Source organism: Halotolerantifilum yawarlongkerapense (genome assembly GCF_054506745.1).
Genome location: NZ_CP199719.1, coordinates 890,122 through 911,664, shown reverse-complemented (window position 1 = coordinate 911,664; position 21,543 = coordinate 890,122). Strand labels below are relative to the sequence as shown.

Here is a 21,543-nt window from a genome sequence, read left to right as displayed (position 1 = left end):
AAATAGACAGATAATTTTCGTTTTTCGCCATGAAAGCGTTGACAAAAGTGCATAAACGATATAATATGAACATAAACAAACAAGCAAAACGATCAAATGTGAAAAGGGAGGTCGTCTCGTGTTCGCCGAAGAACGGAAACAAGCCATTCTATCCAGGCTACAAGAAAAGAAAAAGGTGACGACACAGGAGCTCGCCGTTGCCTTCGACGTCTCCGAGGCCACGATCCGACGTGATATCGCAGAACTCGATGAAAAAAAACTGCTACTTAGAACCCATGGTGGGGCCATGCTCCTCGATGAGGAGACAGAGCCCAGTTACTACGACAAGGTGGACCGCTACCGCGAGGAAAAGGAACGCATCGCCAAGATCGCGGCCGACATGATCCGCGACGGCGATACCCTGGTTCTCGACGGGGGGACCACAACGCTGGCCTTGGCCCGCTTGCTCAAGAACCGAGAAGTGACGATTCTGACCAATGCCATCGATATCGCCCTGCTTTACGAACAGGACCCCAAGGTCACCGTGATTCTGACGGGTGGGGACATCCGCTGGAACACGCGGGCCCTCGTGGGACCCGTGGCCGATCGCACGCTGGATACCTTCCGTGTGCAGTACGCCTTCATCGGTGCCAACGGGGTGGATGACAGTGGCATCATGACGGCCAACGCCACGGAGGCCCAGACCAAGCGGGCCATGCTCAAAATCGCAAAAAAAAGCTACTGCCTTCTCGACCATAGTAAGGTGGGACGGACACAGTTCAACCGAATCTGTTCGCTGGAGGCCTTGGATGGAATCATCTCGGACACAGAAATCGAGGATCCAGGGTACGATCGGCTCAAGGAAAAGTGGATTGCAGGAGGTGAACGGCACCGATGATTATTACCGTAACGCTCAATCCGGCCATGGACCGGACCCTGTACATTGATCATCTGACGATCGATCATATCAACAGGGTGAAGGAAACCGTCACCGTACTTGGTGGCAAGGGCATCAACGTTTCCAAAACACTCCAGAAGATGGGTGGCCAGACGAAGGCCCTGCTCATCGCGGGAGAAGAGAATCTGTCGGTGGTAGACAGGCAGCTGACTCAGCTGGGCCTCGACCACGCGTGTATCCCCGTTTCCGGTGAAACACGGATTAACATCAAGATTGTCGATGAAGCCGGTGGCACTTACACAGACTTCAATGAGAAGGGGCCAAGTGGAGAAGCGCGGGCCTTCGATGCTATCAAAGAGAAGGTTGGCGAGGAGCTACAGAAGAACGACGTGCTGGTGCTCTCGGGCTCCTTACCTCCTGGATGGCCGGAGGGAATCTACCGAGACCTCGCCTCGATCCACGAGGGTGCGGTCCGGGTGATCCTGGATGGCTACGGGCCGTCCTTCACAGAAGGATTAAAGGCCCGTCCTGCCCTGGTGAAGCCAAACCTCAAGGAACTCGAGGACCACGTGGGGCGCGAACTACCCAGACGCGCCGAGCAGATTGCAGCCTGTGAGGAGCTACTGGTGTCTGGTGCCAAGTGTGTGGTCCTGTCACTCGGTGAAGAGGGAATTTTGTGGGTGGACGAAAGAAACGTTTACTTCGCCAGGGCCCTGAAGGTGGACGTGAAGTCTACCGTCGGCGCTGGGGATGCCCTGGTGGGCGGTCTCGCCTTCTCCATGGCGGCGGGAGAGTCTCCCGTCACCTCATTGAAGCGGGCAGTGGCAACAGCTTCCTCGGTCATTGAAACCCCGGGCAGTCATACGGGGGATCTAGAGAATCTAAGGAACTATATGGAACAGGTACAGGTAGCTGAACTGACGAGAGAAGGGGAGGAAATCCAATGATCAAACAGCTTTTATCAGAGGAACTCGTGATCAACGAACTTCAGGCGAAGGAAAAGAAGGGTGCGATCGAAGAGATGGTCGACGTGCTCGACCGTGCCGGCAAACTGCAGGACCGGGAAGCCTTTCAGGCGGCTGTATTCAAGCGTGAGGAGGAGTACTCCACGGGCATCGGGATGGGTATCGCCATTCCCCACGGAAAGAGTGACGGCGTGAAAGAGCCGGCCCTGGTCTTTGCCAAGAGCGAGGCTGGCGTGGACTTTGATTCCATGGATGAAAAGCCCGCCCACCTGCTCTTTCTCGTGGCCGTACCGGAGAAGGCGAGCGATGATCACCTGAAGGTCCTTTCCCTACTTTCGCGCAAACTTATGCACGCTGATCTGAGAGAAAAACTGATGCAGGCCGACGGCTACGATGCCGTGATCGCGCTGCTCGCTGAATAAGGAGGTATTCACGATGAAATTTGTTGCTGTAACAGCTTGTCCCACGGGCATCGCCCACACGTACATGGCAGCCGAGGCCCTGCAGATCGCAGGAAAAGAAATGAACGCAGAGATCAAGGTAGAGACCCGCGGATCCGTGGGTGCGGAGAATGAACTGACGGCCGAGGATATTGCCGCGGCCGATGCGGTCATCATCGCGGCCGATGCGGCGGTTCCCAAGGAGCGTTTTGCCGGCAAGAAGATGATCGAGGTGCCCGTCAAGGATGCGATCAAGGACGCCAAGGGTCTGATTGAGAAGGCGAAGACGGCATCGGTCTACGGGCAGAAGCAGGATCTTAGCAATGCTGTGGAAGCGGCCAAGGCTGAGAAGAAGGGGGACCGCAAGGGGCCCTACAAGCACCTCATGAACGGTGTGTCCTTTATGATTCCCTTCGTGACCGCCGGTGGTATCCTGATCGCACTGAGCTTTGTCTTTGGGATCACGGCTTTTGAAGAGGAGGGGACCCTGGCGGCCACGCTCATGAACATTGGTGGCGGCTCGGCCTTCGCGCTCATGGTACCGATCCTAGCCGGCTACATTGCCTTTTCCATTGCCGATCGCCCCGGTCTCGTACCTGGTATGGTCGGTGGTATGCTGGCCAGTTCCACGGGTTCTGGTTTCCTCGGTGGTATCTTGGCCGGTTTCTTCGCAGGTTATACCGTTAATTTTCTAAAGAGAACCATCAAGTTGCCGAAGTCCCTGGCCGGTCTCATGCCGGTGCTGGTGCTTCCAGTGATCAGTACGCTGATCGTTGGTCTCGGTATGGTCTACGTGATCGGAACGCCCGTTGCGGCGATCAACACGGGACTCAACAACTGGCTCACTAGCATGTCCGGTGCGAACTCGGTGATCCTAGGCTTGATCCTGGGGCTGATGATGGCCTTCGATATGGGTGGTCCAGTGAACAAGGCGGCCTACACCTTTGGTGTGGGGACCTTGGTGGCGGGGCAGTCCTCACAGGTCATGGCAGCTGTCATGGCAGCCGGTATGGTACCACCGCTGGCCGTAGGTCTGGCCACGTTGATCGCCAGAAACAAGTTCACACCTGATGAGCGTGAGGCGGGTAAGGCCGCCTGGGCGCTGGGGGCATCCTTTATCACGGAAGGGGCCATTCCCTTTGCCGCTGCCGATCCCCTGCGTATGATTCCGAGCTTCATGGCGGGTTCTGCGGTGACCGGTGCGCTGTCGATGCTCTTTGGCGCAGCCCTAGCCGTACCGCACGGTGGTGTCTTCGTCTTCTTCATCCCGAATGCCGTGACCAATCTTGTGATGTATCTCGTGGCTATCGCTGCTGGAACAGCTGTGGCCGGTGGACTCGTATCCGTACTGAAGAAAGCGTAGGTGGGCTTGCATGAAAGCTATCGCAGCAGCAGGGGGTATCGCCGTCGGTCGCGCCGTGTGTGTGATCGACGAGGTGCCGGTCATCGAAAGAAAGACGATCGAAAATCCTGCCCTTGAACTGCAGAAGCTCGATGAGGCCTTGGCGCAGACCACATCGGAGCTAGAAGTCATCCGGGACCGCACCAAAGAGCGCGTGGGGACCGAGGAAGCTGCGGTGTTCGATGCACACCTGATGATGGTGCACGATCCCGAGTGGACGGGCAAGGCCAAACAAGTGATCGAGAAGGAGTCGCTGAACGCAGCCTTTGCTCTCAAGAACGCTACGGATGCGCTGGTGGCCATGTTCGAGGCTATCGATGATGAGTACCTAAAGGCCCGTGCGGCGGACCTAGTGGATGTGTCCGATCGCGTGATCGGTCACCTGACCGGTGTGAAAAAACAAGATTTGTCGCATTTCGATGAGCCAACGGTGCTGATTGCCGAGGATCTGTCGCCGTCGCAGACGGCGGCGATGGATGCTGAGCAGGTGGTGGCCATTGTGACAGAGAAGGGGAACCGGACCTCACACAGCGTGATCATCGCCAAGAGTCTGGGCATCCCGGCGCTCGTGGGCCTGTCGGCCGACCATAAGATCGAGGACGGCGCAATGATCATCGTGGACGGGAGTACCGGGGAAATCCTGGTGAACCCGGAACAGGAGGAGATCGACCATTACCTGGCCTTGCAGAAGAAGGAACGCGAGGAGCAGGCGCTACTCGATCGTCTGATCGGCATGGAGAGTGTTACGAAGGACGGCAGACGCGTGGAGCTGGCGGGCAATATCGCCCGCCCGGCGGATGTGGAACCGGTCCTTGCCAACGATGGCGAGGGCGTCGGGCTCTTCCGGAGCGAGTTTCTTTTCATGGACCGCAAGACGCCGCCTTCGGAAGATGAGCAGGCAGCGGTCTACGGCGAGGTAGCCGAGAAAATGGACGGCCGCCCGGTGATCATCCGGACCCTCGACGCCGGTGGAGATAAGAATGTGCCCTACCTGAACGTAGCGAGCGAACTCAATCCCTTCTTGGGCTACAGGGCCCTGCGGATCTGTCTCGACGACAAGGCTCTCTTCAAGACACAACTACGGGCCCTGCTCAGGGCCTCGACGCGGGGCAAGATCAAGATCATGTTCCCCATGGTGACGACGCTAGCAGAGTTCAGAGAAGCAAAGTCCCTACTCGAGGAAGCTAAGGGCGAGCTCGAAGCCGAGGGAATGACTTTCGATCCATCGATCCAGTGTGGGATCATGGTGGAGATTCCGAGCACGGCGGTGATGGCACGTGCTTTTGCAAGAGAAGTGGATTTCTTCAGTATCGGCACTAACGATTTGACGCAGTACACGCTGGCCTGCGACCGGATGAACGAACGGTTGACGGATCTCTACTCCCCCTTTGATCCGGCGGTAATCCATCTGATCAAGATGACCATCGACGCCGGCCGTGAGGCAGGAATCATGGTAGGCATGTGCGGGGAGGCGGCCGGAGATGAGCGGTTGATCCCACTCCTGCTCGGTATGGGTCTTGATGAGTTCAGCATGTCTGCCGGCAGCATCCTGCGCGCTCGGCAACTGGTCAGATCCCACGATACCAAGGCTTTACAATCCCTTGTGGAAGAAGTCATGAACCTATCGACCGAAGCTGAGGTCCGCGAGACCCTGGAAGCGTTTATGAAGGAGACTGTTTGATATGATTGAGAAGAAGATTACACTACAAGCCCCCCAGGGCTTCCACGCCCGCCCCGCATCGGAGTTTGTCAAGAAAGCCAATGAGGCTCAGTCCGAGGTATTCATCGGCTACAAGGACCGAGAGGTCAATGCCAAGTCGATCATGGGCATCTTGAGTCTCGGTGCGGCCAAGGGCGCTGAAGTGACCCTGAAGGTCGATGGGCCTGACGAGGCTGAGATGGCCCCGGTCCTTGAGAAAATGATCGCTGAGATGGAATAAGAGACAAACCATAGAACGAGCCATGGAGCTAAGAAAAGAGCGAAGCCGGTAACCCCCCCGCGGCTTCGCTCTTTCATATCTTAAATTTTCTTGATTCGTCCCACTTCTGCTGTCCCTGGGGATATACTGAAGGGATAGAGGGGGCGTTTTGGATGGTGCGTGTGTTGAAAGAAGTGGGCCGGTGGACGGCGTTGTTTGTATCCTTTGTGGCGATCTACCTGTGGGGATCGTCTTTCGTGGGCGGGTATCTGCCTGAAATCATGCCAGAGCCGGGTCCCGTGCGGGCGGAGATCGCCCTGCTCCTGGTGATCTGGGTACATGTCCTGGTCATCGCGGCGATGATCAGAAGCTCACGGTGGCGTGGGGTCAAGCTGATGGCATCGGTGGGATTCGCCTATTACGGCACCACCACCTTTGTCATGCAGATCGAGACCTGGTACTTTCTCTCGGGGCTCACGGTGGATCCGGCGCTCTTACCGCGACTGTTTCTCATGGGCCTTCCCGTGGCCGTTTTATACGTGCCGTTGGCGGTGTGGCTCCTTGGCAAGGGACGGGGATCCACGCTGGAGAGTGTCCGCAGGGTACAGATCAGGTCATTGGGGCAAGTGATCTGGCGACTTCTGCTGATCGCCTTTGCCTATGTGGTGGTCTACTGGTTGGCAGGGTATTTTATCGCCTGGCAGAACCCTGAGCTCAGGGCTTTCTACGGAAGCCCGGGGCCGAGTGCCCCCTTCTGGACCCACACCATGATGACGCTCAGGGAGGACCCATTCCTTTTTCCCTTCCAGGTGCTACGTGCGATGCTTTGGACGCTTTTCGCCTGGCCTGTGATCCGCGGTTCCCGGTGGTCCCTAGTGCCCACGATGCTCCTGGTAGGGGCGCTGTTCGCACTTCCCCAGAACATCGGTCATCTGCTGGCCAATCCCCTGATTCCTCAGGCCAGCGTGCGCTTCTCCCATATGGTGGAGACGGCTTTGTCGACCTTTGTGTTCGGTTGTATTGTGACGGCCTTGCTATACAAGAGAAAAGACTAGAGAGAGACCGCCATCGCGTCACGTGCGATAGCGGTCTCCTGTTTTTTCTCCTTCCCAAGATGCGATGCCGCCTGCGTCAAAGACCTTTACGTAGCCTGCCCTGAGAAGCTGCTCACCTCCAATGGCGCTACGTCTGCCGGTGCGGCAGTAGAGGATCAGGGGTCGTGTGTTGTCGCTGTATCGGATTTTAACCTCATCCACCAGGATGTCCAGGGGGATGAGCACATCGCCCGGTACCTGTTCCCAGTCGTGCTCTGCTTGTGAGCGCACGTCGATCAAGACGGCATCTTTGTCCCTCACCATGGCGAGGGCATCCGAAGGGGAGATCACGGGCGCTGTGGTACCCGGTTCTTTTTTCATTTTGATCAGAAAATAGAGAAGCAGTAGGATCATCGGTATGGAGACGATGAGCAAGATCGGGAGAATCGACGGCATGGCAACCTCCTTTTGGTCAAAGAAAAGATGACAGAATTGTCAGAAAGTCATGAAGGGGTGTTAACAACTTCACATCCATTTTTTTGTATGATAGGTATAGAGAAGGAAACAAGGGGGGAGATTTTTATGAAGAGATGGATCGTATACAACCAATTACCGGTATGGCTTGTGGTCGAGGGGATCAGCTATATCATTTACCGTCCCGATCGACTGGACAATTTCTTTTTCGTCTGGATCATCCTGTCTATGATGCTCTTGATCGAACGCCTGACGCGACAAATGACCCACGGCCTACCTTACGACGGGAGTTCCTTTGCCGGCGGCGGGTGTATGACGGGATCTGTATCCGTCCTCGGGTTGGTAGAAACCGGTGGCTGGATGCGCCTTCATGAGGATGCACGTGTACGCGCGATTCCGCTGTCCAAGATCGGTCTTTTCCTCCTGAACTATACGTTCTTCCAGATGATCATCTGAAGATCCCTTGTACCATCGAGTAGAGCATTGACTATGGATTTGTCTATTTCATACCCGCCTCGAACCGTATCATGCACGATCGTAACGACCCGAAGGATGGACAGATGACTGTTCATCCTTTTCTTATTGGCAGGAGTAAACCCAGAGGATGCTAATTGGACCTTGGGTCTGTTCGGCGGGATTGCGATCACCAGCGCGACTGCAAAGACGGTGGCAGAGCATCTGAAGGAAGCGTGATGAGCTGGATCGGTTCAAAACGCAGGAGACAACCGAAGGCGCTTACGCAGGCATAAAGCAAGGCTAGGGCAACGATGCCCTAGCCTTTTTCCTGCGAACTATTTTTCGTGGGGTATGCTAAGCTTTCTGATGATGTAGGATGCGCTGGATGACCTCTTCTAGGAAGACAAAGAAAATGGTGCGCGATTTCTCATAAGCCTTCAGATCATTCGGTTGGGGCGTTTTGGCCAACCAGAAAATCTTGTCGCACTGATCGAACAGATCGGTGTTGTACTCCTCTACTACCATGGCGACTTCACATCCCTTGCGCTTGGCATTGTCGCAAACGGTTTCGAAGGAATGGAAGGTACCGGTGACGGTCAAGATGATCAGGAGCGTGTTCTCATCGACCAGGGAAGACACGGAGATTTCATCGGAAACGGACATGGCCATCTTGTTCGAACAGGTGCGCAGACGGTATTCAAAATACTGTGCGCAGAGGAGAGAGGGTCCATAACCGAAAAAGACGATCTTGTCGTGGGTGAGAATCAGCTCCAGTAGCTCCTCGACCAAGGAAGGATCAAAGGTTTCGATGAACTGGTCGATACGCGCCAGTTCGTTCGATTGTTCGGATACCGGTAGCTCCGATCCGTAGAGAAACTCCAGGTATTGTTTGAAGTTTGCAAAGCCTAGCTTTTTTACGAACTTCGAAATTTTGGATTCAGAACAACCGCACAACGTTGCAGCTTGATTGATTCGAAATTTGGGGTGTGATTTCGAGTATGCTAAGAGTATGTCGTAAATCTGCACTTCAAGAGGATTCAGTTGTTCCATGTTCAATTTGATCATATGTTTTCAACTCCAACATTTTACATTTTGTCTTACTTTTTCATTATATCACTATCCCTACAGAATGTGTAGAAGTCTGAAAATACAAAAGAATCAGATGGAAAGTTTTCCACAAAGTATGCATTATTCAATCAAAATCAGAAAAATTTCCAGAAAATTATTGACAATGGGTCCTTTCACTACGTATAATGAGCCTAAGTTAAAAACATCACTTTGATGTCATTCAGAATTTTATGTCAGAAGAAAACGGGAACCATCGAAGGAAAATGATTTAGGAGGAAACGACAGTGGAAAAAGAACAGATCATTCAACAGTTGAAAGAAATGTTGTCCGCGGAACAGGTGAATACCGATGAAGAAGATCTCTATGATGCATCGGCAGACCGTTACAAGAAGTATGCGAAAGCCCGAAGAGTCTTGGACGTTCCGCTACCTGTAGCCATCGTCTATCCCAAGAATACAGAAGAAGTGAGTATGCTCCTTAAATACTGTAACGAAAACGTGATCAATGTCATTCCCAGAGGCGGCAAAACAGCAACCGAGGGTGGACTTGAGAACTGGAAGGATACCACGCTGGTAATCGATGCCCTGCATTTCGACCAGATCATCAAGATTGATGCCTACAATAGCCAGGCGACCGTTCAGGCCGGTGTACCTCTGGAGGATCTAGAGGATGAACTGAGAAAAATCGGTTACACGACTGGTCACTCGCCCCAATCAAAGCCCGTTGCCAAGTACGGTGGATTAGTCGCCACGAGAAGCATCGGTCAGTTCTCTACACTTTACGGTGGTATCGAGGACATGGTCATCGGTCTCGAGTGTGTTTTCCCCGATGGACATATCTCTCGGATCAAAAACGTATCGAGGCGAGCCGGAGGACCGGACATCCGACACATCGCCATCGGTAACGAGGGGACCCTTTGCTACATCACAGAAGTAACCGTGAAGATTTTCAAGTACTTCCCAGAGAACAACCAGTTCTTCGGATACCTTGTGAAAGACATTGAAACCGGCGTCAGCGTGCTGCGTGAAGTGATGGTCAACGGATTCAGACCTTCTGTGGCTAGAGCCTATTCGGAGGAAGATGCCGCACAGCACTTCTACCACTTCTACGAAGGAAAATGCGTCCTCTTGTTCATGGCAGAAGGCCCCAAGGGGATTGCAGATGCCACGGGCAAGGCCATTGAAGAGGCCGTTGAAAAATTCAAAGACGGCGTGATCAAAGAGGTCGACAGCAAGCACATTCAAAACTGGTTTGAGAACCTCAACTGGTCGCAGCAGGATATCGACGATGAGTTCGAGGGGATGCTGGAGAACGATTCACACGCAGGCTACACCACGGAGATCTCGGCCGACTGGGAGACGATTCCCAAAATCTACAACAGCGTGATCGACAAAATCCGCACAGAGTTCCCACGTGCCCACGAACTGACGATGCTCGGTGGTCACTCCTCACATAGCTATATCAACGGTACCAACATGTACTTCGTGTACAACTACGAAATCAACTGTGCACCTGAAGACGAGCTCCTGGTCTACCACCACCCGATTCAAAAGATCATTGTGGAAGAGACGCTTAAGTTCGGTGGATCTATGTGTCACCACCACGGCATCGGGAAATTCCGAAACGAGTGGTCAAAGGCAGAGCACGGTTCAGCCTTCTACATGCTCGAGAAGCTCAAAGAAGTCTTTGATCCCAAGGGCATCATGAACTACGGGACGATCTTCCCACAAGAAGACGCTATTCAAAAATACATCTACAAAGGATAGGACCATGAAACTTCTATGTTCAGTGAAGATTGTGCCGGACGTGGATAAATTTCAGTATGATTTTGAACGGAACACGGTTGTCCGGGAAAATGTCCGGATGATCCTGAATCCAGAGGATGCTTGTAGCGTTGCCTTTGCTTTGAAAGCAAAGGCAGCGAGACAAGACGTCGCGATCGAAGTGGTAACCATGGCACCTAAGTCTGCCGTGCCCATCCTGCAAGATTTGATCCGGATGGGGGTCGACCGGGTGATCCACATTTCTGATCCGCTCTTTTCCGGTAGCGATAGTTATGCAACGAGCAAGATCCTAGGCAGATACATCCAGAGCCAAACCTACGATTTGCTCTTGACCGGAACACATGCCATCGATGGCGACACCTCACATGTGCCCGGACAATTAGCAGAACTGCTCAACCACCGACAGATGTCCCATGTCATGCACATCGATCTGGATCGTTTGGATGCTTCGGCGGCTGTTTTTACCGTCGACAATGAACAATCGGTCGATACCTTTGAGATGAACTTGCCGGGTATCCTGAGCTTGAGCAAAGAGAGCAAGTACAAACTCCCTTACATCAAGTATGCCGATATCAACAGGGATGTGAGTGACCAGATCCAGACGCTGAACAACGGGGACCTTGGGTTTTTCCCCGAGGAAATCGGGATGAAAGGTTCACTCACCTGGGTGAATCGGACATTCGTCAAAAAGTATGAGAAGAGAGACAAGGTCGTTGTCCACAACGATGAACAGGGCATCGACAGGGTCTACTCTTTCTTAAAAGAAAAAGGATTTTTATAGATGAAGAGATGCATGATTTACATCGATCCGGAAAATATCAAGAGTGCCATGGATCTCCGCGAGGTCGCAAGACGTATTTACGGAGATGCGTGCGAGACCATAGCAGTCAGTGTAAACCAAACCTACGGAGAAGTGAAGGGGGCCTTCGATCAATTTATCCATGTCGAAGAGGAAAAGGTTTTCCAATCCGATGCGATGATGGTGACGGATGTTCTTGAGGAGCTGCATGAAACGTATGCTTTCGACTGCATTTTGATTCCTGCAACCCATCAAGGTAGGATGCTGGCCCCGAGGCTCGCCATGCGCTTGCACGTGGGACTGGTGGCAGATGTAACGGACATCCAGTACCAAGGCGATCAACTCGAGATGATCCGTCCCGCTTTCAGTGGGAAGATCATGGCAGCGATCAAGCAGATGGGCGAGGGACCCTTGATGATGAGCGTCAGACCCAATGTCTTTCAGTATGAAGACGCTCGGGAAAAAGAAACGAAGATCATCGCGTTCAAACCGCGCAAAGTCCGAGACCAGGGCTTGAAGCTTTTGGAGACAAAGGAGAAACCGCAGACCTATGATATCCGGGACAGTGAAGTGCTGATCTCCGGTGGTGGCGGTATGCTCAAGCAGTTTGATCAGCTTTCTACTTTGGCCGATTACCTGGGGGGCCATGTGTCGGCCAGCAGGAAGGTGATCGATAAAGGGGTCGCGAGCAGACGGATCCAGGTGGGTCAGTCGGGCAAAACGGTCAGTCCCAAGTTGTACATCGCACTCGGCATCAACGGAGCGATACAGCACGTGGAAGGTTTGAAGAATGTAGAGCACATCATCTCGGTCAATACCAACAAGGACGCTCCGATCTGCTCCCTCTCCGATTTGGTCGTGGAAGGGGACGCCTTGGAGTTCGTTGAAAGAATCACCGAAAAGATCCGACAGAGCAACGTGTCAAAACCATAAGGAGGTCAATGATGGATATTAAGGATTTTAGTTTGGATTTCTTCTCACTCGAGGGCAAAAATGCAATTGTCACAGGTGGTAACGGTGGACTGGGTCAGGCATTCTCACTAGCCCTAGCCAAAGGTGGGGCGAATGTGCTGGTTGCGAGTTTGGTGGATGATGACGGTAGCACGAAAGAGTTGATCGAAGAAACCGGTGCCGCTTACAAATTCGTGGAAGCGGACATCACGGCTGATGGTGAGTGCAAGAGGATCGTCGATGCTTGCGTGGATACCTGGGGCAGTGTGGATATTCTGGTGAACTGCGCTGGCATCAGCATCAACGTCCAAGATGTCACGAAGTACACGAGAAAAGAATGGGACAAGATGGTGTCAATCAACCTGACCGCCGCATTCGAGATGATCCACGAGTCATGCAAACATATGATCAAGCAAGAAAGCGGTAAGATCATCAATATCGCATCCCTCTATTCCTTCTTGGGTGGACAATGGTCGCCGGCCTATGCATCGACAAAGCACGGCATCGTGGGTCTGACGAAAGCTATGTGTGATGAGCTCGGTCAGTTTAACATCCAGGTGAATGCCATCGCTCCCGGTTACTACGCAACGCCGCTTACGGCCATGACGCGCAGCGACGAAAAGCGAAACGCTGAGATCCTAGCGCACATTCCCGCTAACCGCTGGGGAGACACGGCGGATCTCATGGGCGCAACGGTATTCCTGGCGAGCCCGGCATCAGACTACGTCAACGGAACGGTCCTTACCGTCGACGGCGGCTACTTGATGCGGTAACCAATCGAAAAGATAGAAGTGAGGAGACGAGAATGAAAGATCAGTATATTGTAGCGATCGACGGGGGAACGCAAAGCACAAAAGTCGCAATATTCGATATTCACGGCACGGAAGTATGCTCGCACACGACGAAACTAAAAGAAATCGTCTTATATGGCGAGGGCAGGGCAGAGCACCCGGACGATGACCTGTGGGATAGCCTTAAGACCGCCTGCAAAGGTATGTTCGAAAAATTCCACGGTAATCTGGAGGATATTATCGGCGTGGGTCTCGGCTCAATCCGTTGCTGTCGAGCGCTTGTCAAGGAGGATGGAAACCTGGCCTCACCGGTACAGAGCTGGATGGACCTCCGGTTATCCAGACCCTATGAACATGAGGATGATGCCGTCCGCTATGTAACAACCTTGACGGGGTACTTGACCCACCGCTTGACCGGTGAGACCAAGGACACCCGCAGCAATTACGTGGGTCCCTGGCCGATTGATCCCATGACACTGGAGTGGTTTGACGACCAAGAAACCTTCGACGCCTACCAAGTACCCCGGGAGATGCTTTTCGATCTCGCGGACCCTGCAACAGTTGTGGGTAGGGTCAATGCCTTCGCTAGTGAGGCGACAGGCCTACCGGAAGGAATCCCCGTGGTGACCACTGCCAACGATAAGGCGGTCGAAGGGCTGGGCGCAGGACTCAAGAACGATGGTTCGGTCCTGGTATCGCTCGGAACGTACATCACCTCGATGATGGTGGGGGACTTCAACGATCCCAACACAACGGCCTACTGGAGCAATCCTGGAGCGGTCAAGGGTGAGTTCCTCTACGAGAGCAGTGGGATTCGCAGGGGCATGGCGACGGTAACATGGGTCAAGGATCTCCTCGGGTCCGATATTGTGAGAGGGGCCGAAGAGCGCGGTCTGACACCTGAAGGATATCTCAATGTGCTGGCCCAAGATGTGCCGGCGGGTTCGAATGGTCTCTACACGGTGCTCCACTGGTTGGCAAGACCTTCTCATCTCCATGAGCGGGGGATGATGATCGGTTTCAACGGTAGCCACAGGGGACCGCATATGTTCCGTTCAGTGCTCGAGGGCATCGCCATGACCATGAAGAACAGCGCCCAGGCCATGTGCGATGAGCGCGGTGTCGAGATGAAAGATCTCATCGTGAGCGGTGGTGGATCGAACGGCGAACTGTTCATGCAGATCTTCGCCGATGTCTTTGGTATTCCGGCGCACAGGAACGTGGTGAATGGTTCTGCTAGCATGGGAGCAGCCATCTGCGTCGCACTTGCGCTAGGGATCTACGAAGACCGCGATCAGGCCGTTGACCATATGGTGAGAAGACGGGATACTTTTGTCCCCGTGGAGAAGAATGTGGATCTCTATGCTGAGATCAACGAGAAAGTCTACCGGCACATTCCGGCACACACCGACGAACTGTTGAAAATCTCTCACAAGATCTTGAACGATTGATGCTCGGTTGATTCCATCCTGAAGTCTGATGATTGTAACCTGAAACTCATTGGCGTATTGCGTGTTGTATTGGTTATAAGGAGGAAAACATGAAAGAGAGCACTAAGAAATGGATCGTCGTAGCAATCCTCGCGACTGCTGCTGGTATCATCTTTGAACTTCCCTACATGCGTTACACATTTTATGATCCGCTTCGCGAGGGACTGAACTTAACCCACGAACAATTCGGCGAACTGATGAGTTTTTACGGTACGCTGGCCTTTATCTTCTACATCCCAGGTGGTTGGCTTGCCGACCGATTGTCGCACAAGTACCTGCTGGCCTTTTCGCTGATCGGTACGGGGTTGGGCGGTATCTACCTTTCCACATGGCCGAGTTTCAACGGTGCCAGAATGCTCTTTGCCTTCTGGGGGATCACCACGATCTTTACCTTCTGGGCAACCTTCCTGAAGGCCATCAGTATGCTCGGTGACAAGAGTGAGCAGGGAAAACTCTTCTCCTTGACGGAAGGTGGACGTGGCGTGATCACTTCGATCGCAGCCTTGACCGCTACGGCTATGATCGCTGGCGTGGGTAGCACACCGGAAAGATTTGTCGTTGTACTCTATTTATACTCAGGCCTTTGTATGTTGGCAGGCGTCGCCTCCCTCATTTTCGTACCCCATAACAACATCGCGGAAGAAGAACGTGAAAACGGTATGAACGTGATCAAGGACATGTTCGAAGTGGCCAAGATGCCGATCACATGGATCCTGGCGGTATGTATTTTCGCAATCTATACGGTTTATACAACATCAAGCTATTTTACACCTTTCATGACGGAAGTCTTCGGTGTCTCTGCTGCGGCAGCGGCGCTGGTAGCGACCTTCAAGAACCACCTGTTCCGACCCGTATCTGGTATCGTGGGTACCTTTTTGACAACGAGAACCGGTTCTTCGATTCCATCGATGAAGATCAGTGTTGTCTTCCTCGCCGTGCTGATCGGAATCACGATGATCCTACCTGTATCGGCTGCCTTCGTCCTGATCATCAGCGTGGTCATCGCGCTGATCGGTTTGATGACCTTTGTACTGCGCGGTCTGTACTTCGCGCCGGTTGGTGAAGTGGGCACACCCAAGCGTCTGCTGGGAGCCGCTATGGGTTTGATCTCTACGATCGCTTTTACATCGGATATGTTCAACTTCAAAATCGTGGGCAGAATTCTCGATACGAACCCTGGGATCGCTGGGTACAAAATGGTATTCACCTATATCTTGGTGCTCCTCGGAATCGCCTTCGTCAGCTTGATATTCCTAAAACGAGCTTCTGATAAATCTCAGAAGGCAAACGAACTTACCGAAGAAACGGGTAATGTAACAGCATAAAATCTATACCAATGAGATGAGTTTCAGTTTCAATGCAACAGATGGCGGGTTCCAACCTGTCATCTGTTTGCTCATATCCTAATGGATGGCGGTCGAGGTGGTGGCGGTTAAAACACTAGATATTCACATCGGGGGGATTCAAGATGACAGATGATCAGAAAACAACAACAGCTCAGGTGACGAAACACAAATTACGTCCTTTTGTATTTTTTCCAGCGCTAATCTTGTTACTGATGACCATTCTACTGAATGGACTGAACCCGAGTGCCTTTTTAGAGGTCACGACCATGGCCAAGAATTTCATGGTCGTGGACATGGGGTGGATGTTCAGCATCTCGGGCATCCTATCGGTGATCGTGCTGGTCCTCATCTTCTTCTCTCCCTTTGGAAACATCCGACTCGGTGGGGAAAAGGCCAAGCCGCTTTTGAAGAAATCTTCGTGGTTTGCGATTACCCTGTGTACGACCATAGCCGCTGGGATCTTGTTCTGGGGGACGGCAGAACCCATGTGGCACCTGGCCTATCCACCGGCGTCCCTCGGTATTGAGCCCATGTCACCGGAGGCCGCTAAGTTCGCGATGGAAACGATCTTCCTCCACTGGACCTTTGTTCCCTATGCCATCTACGCGGTGCCAACGATCGCCTTTGCCTTCGCTTACTACAACATGAAGCGGTCCTTCAGCGTGGGGTCCCAAATCGCACCGCTGATTTCGAGAGAACGCCAGGAAAAGATCAATGGTCTCATCGATGCCATCGTTCTCTTCACCGTGGCAGCTGGCATCGGGGCTTCCTTTGGTACGGCGGTGATGAACATGGGCGGTGGACTCAATGCACTACTGGGGATCGACAACTCCAAAACGCTTTGGGTGGTGATCACAGTACTCGGGACCATTGCTTTTATCATTTCATCCGGTACTGGTCTCATGAGAGGAATCCGGATCCTATCGGATATCAATGTCTACATCTATTACGTGATCATCGCGATTCTCTTGATCTTGGGTCCTACGGTCTTTAATTTCGGACTCGGAACGGAGGCTTTCGGCGGTTTCATGGACAATCTCTTCTCCAAGGCCCTCTTCACGGGTACGGCGGCAGGGGATACCTGGGCATCTGACTGGACCATGTTCTACTGGTCGAACTGGATGGCCTGGGCGCCGGTGGCGGCGGTTTTCCTCGCTCGAATCGCCTACGGTTACAAGATCAAAGAAGTGGTCATGATGAATTTCATCGTGCCCAGTGTTTTCAGTACGGTCTGGATGACCATTCTCTCGGGTACGACCATCAACTTCCAGCTGACCGGTAGAGTGGATGTGCTGGCGATCATGAACGAACAAGGGTCGGGAGCGGCTGCCTATGCGGTCCTCAGAGCCTTTCCCCTGTCGAGTGTCCTCATCGCCCTCTACTTGACCGCCGTCATGATCTCTTTCATCACGGCGACGGACTCAACCACCAACGCCATGGCCAGTATTTGTACGACGGGGATACGGGATGGTAGTGAGGAAGCACCGCTCGCCATCAAGATCACATGGGGTGTGATCATCGGTGCGGTTTCTCTGATCTTCATCACGGCCCTCGGTCTCGATGGCATCAAGATGTTGTCCTACTTGGGTGGTTTTCCGGCCCTGTTCCTGGGTGTGCTCAGCATCGCGTCGTTATTCGTGGTGATGCGGGACCCTGCCAGTTTTGACGAGATGTCTAACATGGAAGAAGTGAAGGACGTAAAGACAGCGGAAGGAGAGACTACGGTCGAATGAAACCACTGATTCTCGTGACCAATGACGATGGTATCGCCTCTCCGGGGTTAAATGCCGCGATTGAAGCTCTGATGCCCATGGCCGAGCTACTGGTCGTTGCCCCGCGGTCACAACAGACCAATATGGGGCGAGGTTCGCTCAAAGGAGAAACCGTCGGCCGACTTGAACGCAGGACGATGGTGATCAACGGTCGATCGATCGACGCTTACGCTGTCGAGGGTTCACCGGCCCAGGCGGTGGCCCATGCGTTGGTGGAGATTGCCGATCGGAAGCCCGACCTTTGCGTGAGCGGGATCAACTACGGTGAGAACCTCGGACTGGCCCTGACCTGCAGTGGAACGGTGGGAGCTGCTTTTGAAGCCCATACCTTTGGCATTCCGTCGATTGCCTTTTCCAGGGCGATTCCTTTGGAACACCAACGTTCTTCAGACTTTGAAGCGCTCGACTGGTGTGCGGAGCAGTACCACGTGCGACAGCTCGTGGAGCAAGTGCTCGAGAAGGGACTCCCGAGACAGGTCAAGATCCTCAATGTGAACTTTCCCTTGGGACTTGACCAGGAGACCGAGGTTCGATTGACCGAGCAGGCCGATATGAACTTCGGAAGTTACGTGAAGCCCCTGACCCGTTCTTTAGACGAAGGGTTTCAATTGGCCTGGGAGCAGAACGAGCAAGTGAAGTATGCGGCGGTGGGGACGGATATCCATGCGGTCCACCGGGACCGGGTGGTGTCGGTCACACCGATCTCGCCGCTGATGACGGTGGAGGCACCGGGTTTGTTCGGAGAATAGGAAGTAAGCGTATTACGGATGGTTTGAAAGCAAGGAGAAACCCCTCTCTTCCCGAAAGGAACAGAGGGGTTCTTTTATGGGTCAGGGTCTAGGCAGTCCAGCCACCGTCGACGACGAGGGCCTCGCCGTTGACAAAGGATGAGTCGTCGCTGGCGAGAAAGAGGGCGGCCATGGCGATTTCGGAACCTTTGCCGGTCCTGGGGTTCATGGCGAAGCCCAGTCCGTAGCGGGCGGCGCCCTCCGGGTTGAGGTCCTGCATGGTTTCCGTCTGGCCGATCTCGGTGGCCACGGCACCGGGGCAGATGGCGTTGCAGCGGATGTTCTTCGTGGCGTAGGTGTAACCGGTATTCTTGGTCAGACCGATGAGCGCGTGCTTGCTGGCCGTGTAGACGGCGCCGGCCACGTGGCCGTAGAGGCCGCCTACGGAGGCGATGTTGATGATCACACCACCGCCGCGTTCTTCGAAATGCTTGATGGCGTTACGCATGGTGATGAAAGGAGCCCGGACGTTGATGTCGAAAACTTTCTGGTAGAGGGCGTTGGTGGCATCGCCCACCCCGGACATGTTGTCCATGATCCCGGCATTGTTCACCAGGATATCCAGATGTCCGAAGGCCTTGATGGCCTTGTCCACCAGGTGCTCGGCTTCTTCAGGGTCGGCCAGGTCGCAGGAGCAGGCTTTCATCACGCCACCCGCGGCCTCGACCTCTTCCACGAGGGACTTCAGACGTTCTTCTCTTCGGGCGGCGACCAGGACCGATGCCCCTTCTGCCGCATAGTGGCGGGCGATCTCTCTTCCCATACCGGAGCTGGCACCGGTGACGATGGCTACTTTTCCCTTTAGCTTCACGTGAATACCTCCTTTGACCTGTATGTACGTAACGGTTCATCTATAGCGTACGCCCACGTGAAAGAAATGTCAATCTTTAGCAGAGTAATGATTCGGAGTATTGGCAAAAGTATTTAGCTTACCTTCTGGTCGGTCAATCGCCATAGGGGTCGGTAGCATGGTAAACTATAGTAAAAGGAAGTCTTGTCCCTATGGTTTTGTCAGTACGGATGCAGTTCAATAGAAACGCCCTGGAGGCTATGATGTATTACACGGAAGCCTTTGGTGTTTCGCCGGCGGAGCAAATCTTGTCGGATGAAGAGATGATGGGTCATGTTACCCTAGCCTTGGAGAAGAAAGGTCCAGGTTGCTCTCGGGGCACCTGGAGATTGGGGGTGTGAGCCTCGTGTTTTCCGATCGAGACGGGATCGCTGATCCCGGGTCCGGGTGCCATCCGCACCTGGAGCTTAGCTTCGATGATGAACCGTCTCTAGAAGAGCGCTTCGATCGACTGGCTGATGGGGTTAGAGTGCTGGACCCGCTTGGTGGGTCGCTCTGGAGCAGGCGGTCGGGGACCGTGGTCGATCGCTACGGCACGACCTGGACTTTGTCCCTCGTTTAATTTTTTCACTTGAATCCCTTGACCTTGACGTTACGTCATCCCTTAAGATGAACTTGTGAGGAGGTGCAGCTATCGCTTACACAATCAAAGAAATGGCCGGGTTGACGGGTGTGAGCCCCCGAACGCTCCGCTACTACGAAGAGATCGACCTGCTGGCACCGGACAGGGATGCGTCCTCCGGTTACCGGGTCTACGGGCCGGAGGAGGTGGACCGGATGCAGCAGATTTTGCTCTTTCGCGAGATGGAGATGCCCCTGGATGAGATCCGGGCGATTATCCATCGACCGGATTTCGATCTGCAGGCGTCGCTAGCGGCACACCGCAAGCAACTCGTCGAACGGCGCGAGATGCTCGACCGTCTGATCCAGACAGTGGACAGGACAATCGGATACTACAAAGGAGAGGTAGAAATGACGGACAAGGAAAAATTCGAGGGATTCAAGAAAGAACAGCTGGAGAAAAATGAAAAACAGTACGGCTCGGAGGTCCGCGAGAAATACGGTGAGGAGATGGTGGCGGCTTCGAACGAGCAGTTCATGAACCTGTCGGAAGCGGACTTCGAGGCTATGAAGCAGGTGGAAAGCGAACTTTTCGAGGCCTTGGAGGAACTGGTCGGGTCGAAAGATGTGCAGGGTGAAGTTGGCAAGCGCGTCTATGAGAAGCACAGGGCGTGGCTGGGCTACACCTGGCCGAGCTACTCGCCGGAGGCCCACATCGGACTTGCCGAGATGTACGTGGCCGATGAGCGCTTTGCTAAGTACTACAATGACCGCGCGGGGAAAGATGTGGTTACACTTCTGCGCGACGCCATCGCAACCCACGCAAAACGTTAAGAATTGGATCGCTTGACTCTCCCCTTGGAGGAGGCTCTAGACTTAAGATAGAAGCGAAAGGAAGTGAGAAACGTGTACCGGATCGGATTGTTCTCAAAGCTCACCAAAACCACGGTCAAGACCCTACGATACTACGATGAGATTGGTCTTATGAAACCGGCTCGGATCGATGAGACGAGCGGCTACCGTTACTATACTACGGACCAGTTGCAACAGCTGCATCAGATCCTGTCCCTCAGGCAGGTTGGACTCAGTTTAGAAGAGATTGCAGCGGTCCTTGATGGAAAAGGTGCGGAGGAGATCATCACGCGCCGTCAGGTGATGCTAGAGAAACAGCTCGCCGAAACACGTGATCAGCTTTCGCGACTGGCTTACTTCAACCGGAACCTGAGAGAAGGAGAGATGACCATGTACAACGCTGTGATCAAGGAGATTCCCGAGCAGATCATCTACCGTAAAGAGCTTGTCGCCCCGAACTACGAGAGCTATTTTGAACTGATCCCCGCCATCGGGGAAGAAGTGACGAAGACCAACCCTGGCTTAACCTGCGCAGAGCCCGAGTACTGCTTCATCGAGTACCTCGACGGTGAGTACAGGGAAGAGAACATGCGCATTGCCCACTGCGAGGCTGTGACGGATTTTGGTGTGGGGACGGAAGCGATCACCTTCGAGACCTTGCCGTCGGCCACCGTCGTGGCAGTCCTCCACAAGGGTCCCTACGCTGGACTGAGGGAAGCCTACGCCTACCTCTTCCAGTGGATCGAGGAGAATGGCTACGAGATGGTCGGTAATCCCCGAGAGAGCTATATTGACGGCATTTGGAACAAGGAGTCTGATGAGGATTGGCTGACAGAACTGCAGGTACCGATCAAATAGGGAACTGTGTGCTAAACACCCCACAAAAGCAGGAGTGCTTTTGTGGGGTGTTTTCTTTTGATCTAT

23 protein-coding genes are annotated in these 21,543 nt (G+C 53.6%); 20 read left to right on the top strand and 3 right to left on the bottom strand.

Annotated features, from left to right (window positions below):
• The first annotated feature begins 118 nt into the window (after positions 1–118).
• From ACULM0_RS04370 to ACULM0_RS04340, 7 genes are all read left to right on the top strand, one after another.
• Positions 119–877 carry a DeoR/GlpR family DNA-binding transcription regulator gene (locus tag ACULM0_RS04370; protein ID WP_463679247.1) on the top strand — a complete coding sequence of 253 codons (759 nt, stop codon included), beginning with the start codon at positions 119–121 and terminating at the stop codon, positions 875–877.
• Positions 874–1,824, top strand: a complete 951-nt coding sequence (gene pfkB / locus ACULM0_RS04365; RefSeq protein WP_463679246.1) for a 1-phosphofructokinase — start codon at positions 874–876, stop codon at positions 1,822–1,824. Before ACULM0_RS04370 ends, pfkB begins: the two co-directional genes overlap by 4 nt.
• Positions 1,821–2,264, top strand: a complete 444-nt coding sequence (locus ACULM0_RS04360) for a PTS sugar transporter subunit IIA (protein WP_463679245.1) — start codon at positions 1,821–1,823, stop codon at positions 2,262–2,264. The genes pfkB and ACULM0_RS04360 overlap by 4 nt, the downstream gene beginning before the upstream one ends.
• A gap of 13 nt (positions 2,265–2,277) precedes the next feature.
• Entirely contained in the window at positions 2,278–3,645 is a 1,368-nt protein-coding gene (locus ACULM0_RS04355; RefSeq protein WP_463679244.1) for a PTS fructose transporter subunit IIC, read from the top strand.
• 10 nt (positions 3,646–3,655) lie between these two features.
• On the top strand, positions 3,656–5,365 hold the full coding sequence (ptsP, locus tag ACULM0_RS04350; RefSeq protein WP_463679243.1) for a phosphoenolpyruvate--protein phosphotransferase: 1,710 nt from the start codon (positions 3,656–3,658) through the stop codon (positions 5,363–5,365).
• A 1-nt stretch (position 5,366) separates the two neighbouring features.
• Positions 5,367–5,624 carry an HPr family phosphocarrier protein gene (locus ACULM0_RS04345; protein ID WP_463679242.1) on the top strand — a complete coding sequence of 86 codons (258 nt, stop codon included), beginning with the start codon at positions 5,367–5,369 and terminating at the stop codon, positions 5,622–5,624.
• Between the two features lie 152 nt (positions 5,625–5,776).
• Entirely contained in the window at positions 5,777–6,658 is an 882-nt protein-coding gene (locus tag ACULM0_RS04340) for a hypothetical protein (protein WP_463679241.1), read from the top strand.
• An 18-nt stretch (positions 6,659–6,676) separates the two neighbouring features.
• On the opposite strand, the gene ACULM0_RS04335 is transcribed toward ACULM0_RS04340, so the two are convergent.
• Entirely contained in the window at positions 6,677–7,093 is a 417-nt protein-coding gene (locus tag ACULM0_RS04335; protein ID WP_463679240.1) for a rhodanese-like domain-containing protein, read from the bottom strand.
• Positions 7,094–7,219: 126 nt separating this feature from the next.
• Here ACULM0_RS04335 and ACULM0_RS04330 point away from each other — a divergent pair, with 126 nt between their 5' ends.
• Positions 7,220–7,567, top strand: coding sequence for a hypothetical protein (locus tag ACULM0_RS04330; RefSeq protein ID WP_463679239.1), 348 nt, complete (start codon positions 7,220–7,222; stop codon positions 7,565–7,567).
• 354 nt (positions 7,568–7,921) lie between these two features.
• On the opposite strand, the gene ACULM0_RS04325 is transcribed toward ACULM0_RS04330, so the two are convergent.
• Positions 7,922–8,632, bottom strand: a complete 711-nt coding sequence (locus ACULM0_RS04325; RefSeq protein ID WP_463679238.1) for a MurR/RpiR family transcriptional regulator — start codon at positions 8,630–8,632, stop codon at positions 7,922–7,924.
• A 287-nt stretch (positions 8,633–8,919) separates the two neighbouring features.
• On the opposite strand from ACULM0_RS04325, the gene ACULM0_RS04320 reads away from it, so the two are divergent.
• From ACULM0_RS04320 to surE, 8 genes are all read left to right on the top strand, one after another.
• Positions 8,920–10,401, top strand: a complete 1,482-nt coding sequence (locus ACULM0_RS04320) for an FAD-binding oxidoreductase (protein WP_463679237.1) — start codon at positions 8,920–8,922, stop codon at positions 10,399–10,401.
• Positions 10,402–10,405: 4 nt separating this feature from the next.
• Positions 10,406–11,200 carry an electron transfer flavoprotein subunit beta/FixA family protein gene (locus ACULM0_RS04315; protein WP_463679236.1) on the top strand — a complete coding sequence of 265 codons (795 nt, stop codon included), beginning with the start codon at positions 10,406–10,408 and terminating at the stop codon, positions 11,198–11,200.
• Positions 11,201–12,151 carry an electron transfer flavoprotein subunit alpha/FixB family protein gene (locus tag ACULM0_RS04310; RefSeq protein ID WP_463679235.1) on the top strand — a complete coding sequence of 317 codons (951 nt, stop codon included), beginning with the start codon at positions 11,201–11,203 and terminating at the stop codon, positions 12,149–12,151.
• Positions 12,152–12,159: 8 nt separating this feature from the next.
• Positions 12,160–12,942, top strand: coding sequence for an SDR family oxidoreductase (locus tag ACULM0_RS04305; RefSeq protein WP_463679234.1), 783 nt, complete (start codon positions 12,160–12,162; stop codon positions 12,940–12,942).
• Positions 12,943–12,974: 32 nt separating this feature from the next.
• The gene (locus tag ACULM0_RS04300) at positions 12,975–14,411 is read left to right on the top strand and encodes an FGGY-family carbohydrate kinase (protein WP_463679233.1); all 1,437 of its coding nucleotides are present in this window, start codon (positions 12,975–12,977) and stop codon (positions 14,409–14,411) included.
• 89 nt (positions 14,412–14,500) lie between these two features.
• On the top strand, positions 14,501–15,775 hold the full coding sequence (locus ACULM0_RS04295) for an MFS transporter (RefSeq protein ID WP_463679232.1): 1,275 nt from the start codon (positions 14,501–14,503) through the stop codon (positions 15,773–15,775).
• 143 nt (positions 15,776–15,918) lie between these two features.
• On the top strand, positions 15,919–17,529 hold the full coding sequence (locus ACULM0_RS04290) for a BCCT family transporter (RefSeq protein WP_463679231.1): 1,611 nt from the start codon (positions 15,919–15,921) through the stop codon (positions 17,527–17,529).
• A complete protein-coding gene (surE, locus tag ACULM0_RS04285) occupies positions 17,526–18,317 on the top strand; it encodes a 5'/3'-nucleotidase SurE (RefSeq protein WP_463679230.1) in 792 nt (263 codons plus the stop codon). Before ACULM0_RS04290 ends, surE begins: the two co-directional genes overlap by 4 nt.
• 88 nt (positions 18,318–18,405) lie before the next feature.
• On the opposite strand, the gene ACULM0_RS04280 is transcribed toward surE, so the two are convergent.
• The gene (locus tag ACULM0_RS04280; RefSeq protein ID WP_463679229.1) at positions 18,406–19,167 is read right to left on the bottom strand and encodes a glucose 1-dehydrogenase; all 762 of its coding nucleotides are present in this window, start codon (positions 19,165–19,167) and stop codon (positions 18,406–18,408) included.
• Positions 19,168–19,358: 191 nt separating this feature from the next.
• Between ACULM0_RS04280 and ACULM0_RS04275 the strand changes: the two genes are divergently transcribed.
• The 4 genes from ACULM0_RS04275 (at position 19,359) to ACULM0_RS04260 (ending at position 21,477) form a co-directional block, all read left to right on the top strand.
• Positions 19,359–19,547, top strand: a complete 189-nt coding sequence (locus ACULM0_RS04275; protein WP_463679228.1) for a hypothetical protein — start codon at positions 19,359–19,361, stop codon at positions 19,545–19,547.
• Positions 19,544–19,768: a VOC family protein gene (locus tag ACULM0_RS04270; protein ID WP_463679227.1), complete on the top strand. Its 225-nt coding sequence runs from the start codon at positions 19,544–19,546 to the stop codon at positions 19,766–19,768. Before ACULM0_RS04275 ends, ACULM0_RS04270 begins: the two co-directional genes overlap by 4 nt.
• A gap of 71 nt (positions 19,769–19,839) precedes the next feature.
• A complete protein-coding gene (locus ACULM0_RS04265) occupies positions 19,840–20,601 on the top strand; it encodes a MerR family transcriptional regulator (protein WP_463679849.1) in 762 nt (253 codons plus the stop codon).
• Between the two features lie 72 nt (positions 20,602–20,673).
• A complete protein-coding gene (locus tag ACULM0_RS04260) occupies positions 20,674–21,477 on the top strand; it encodes a MerR family transcriptional regulator (protein WP_463679226.1) in 804 nt (267 codons plus the stop codon).
• The last annotated feature ends 66 nt before the right edge of the window (positions 21,478–21,543 follow it).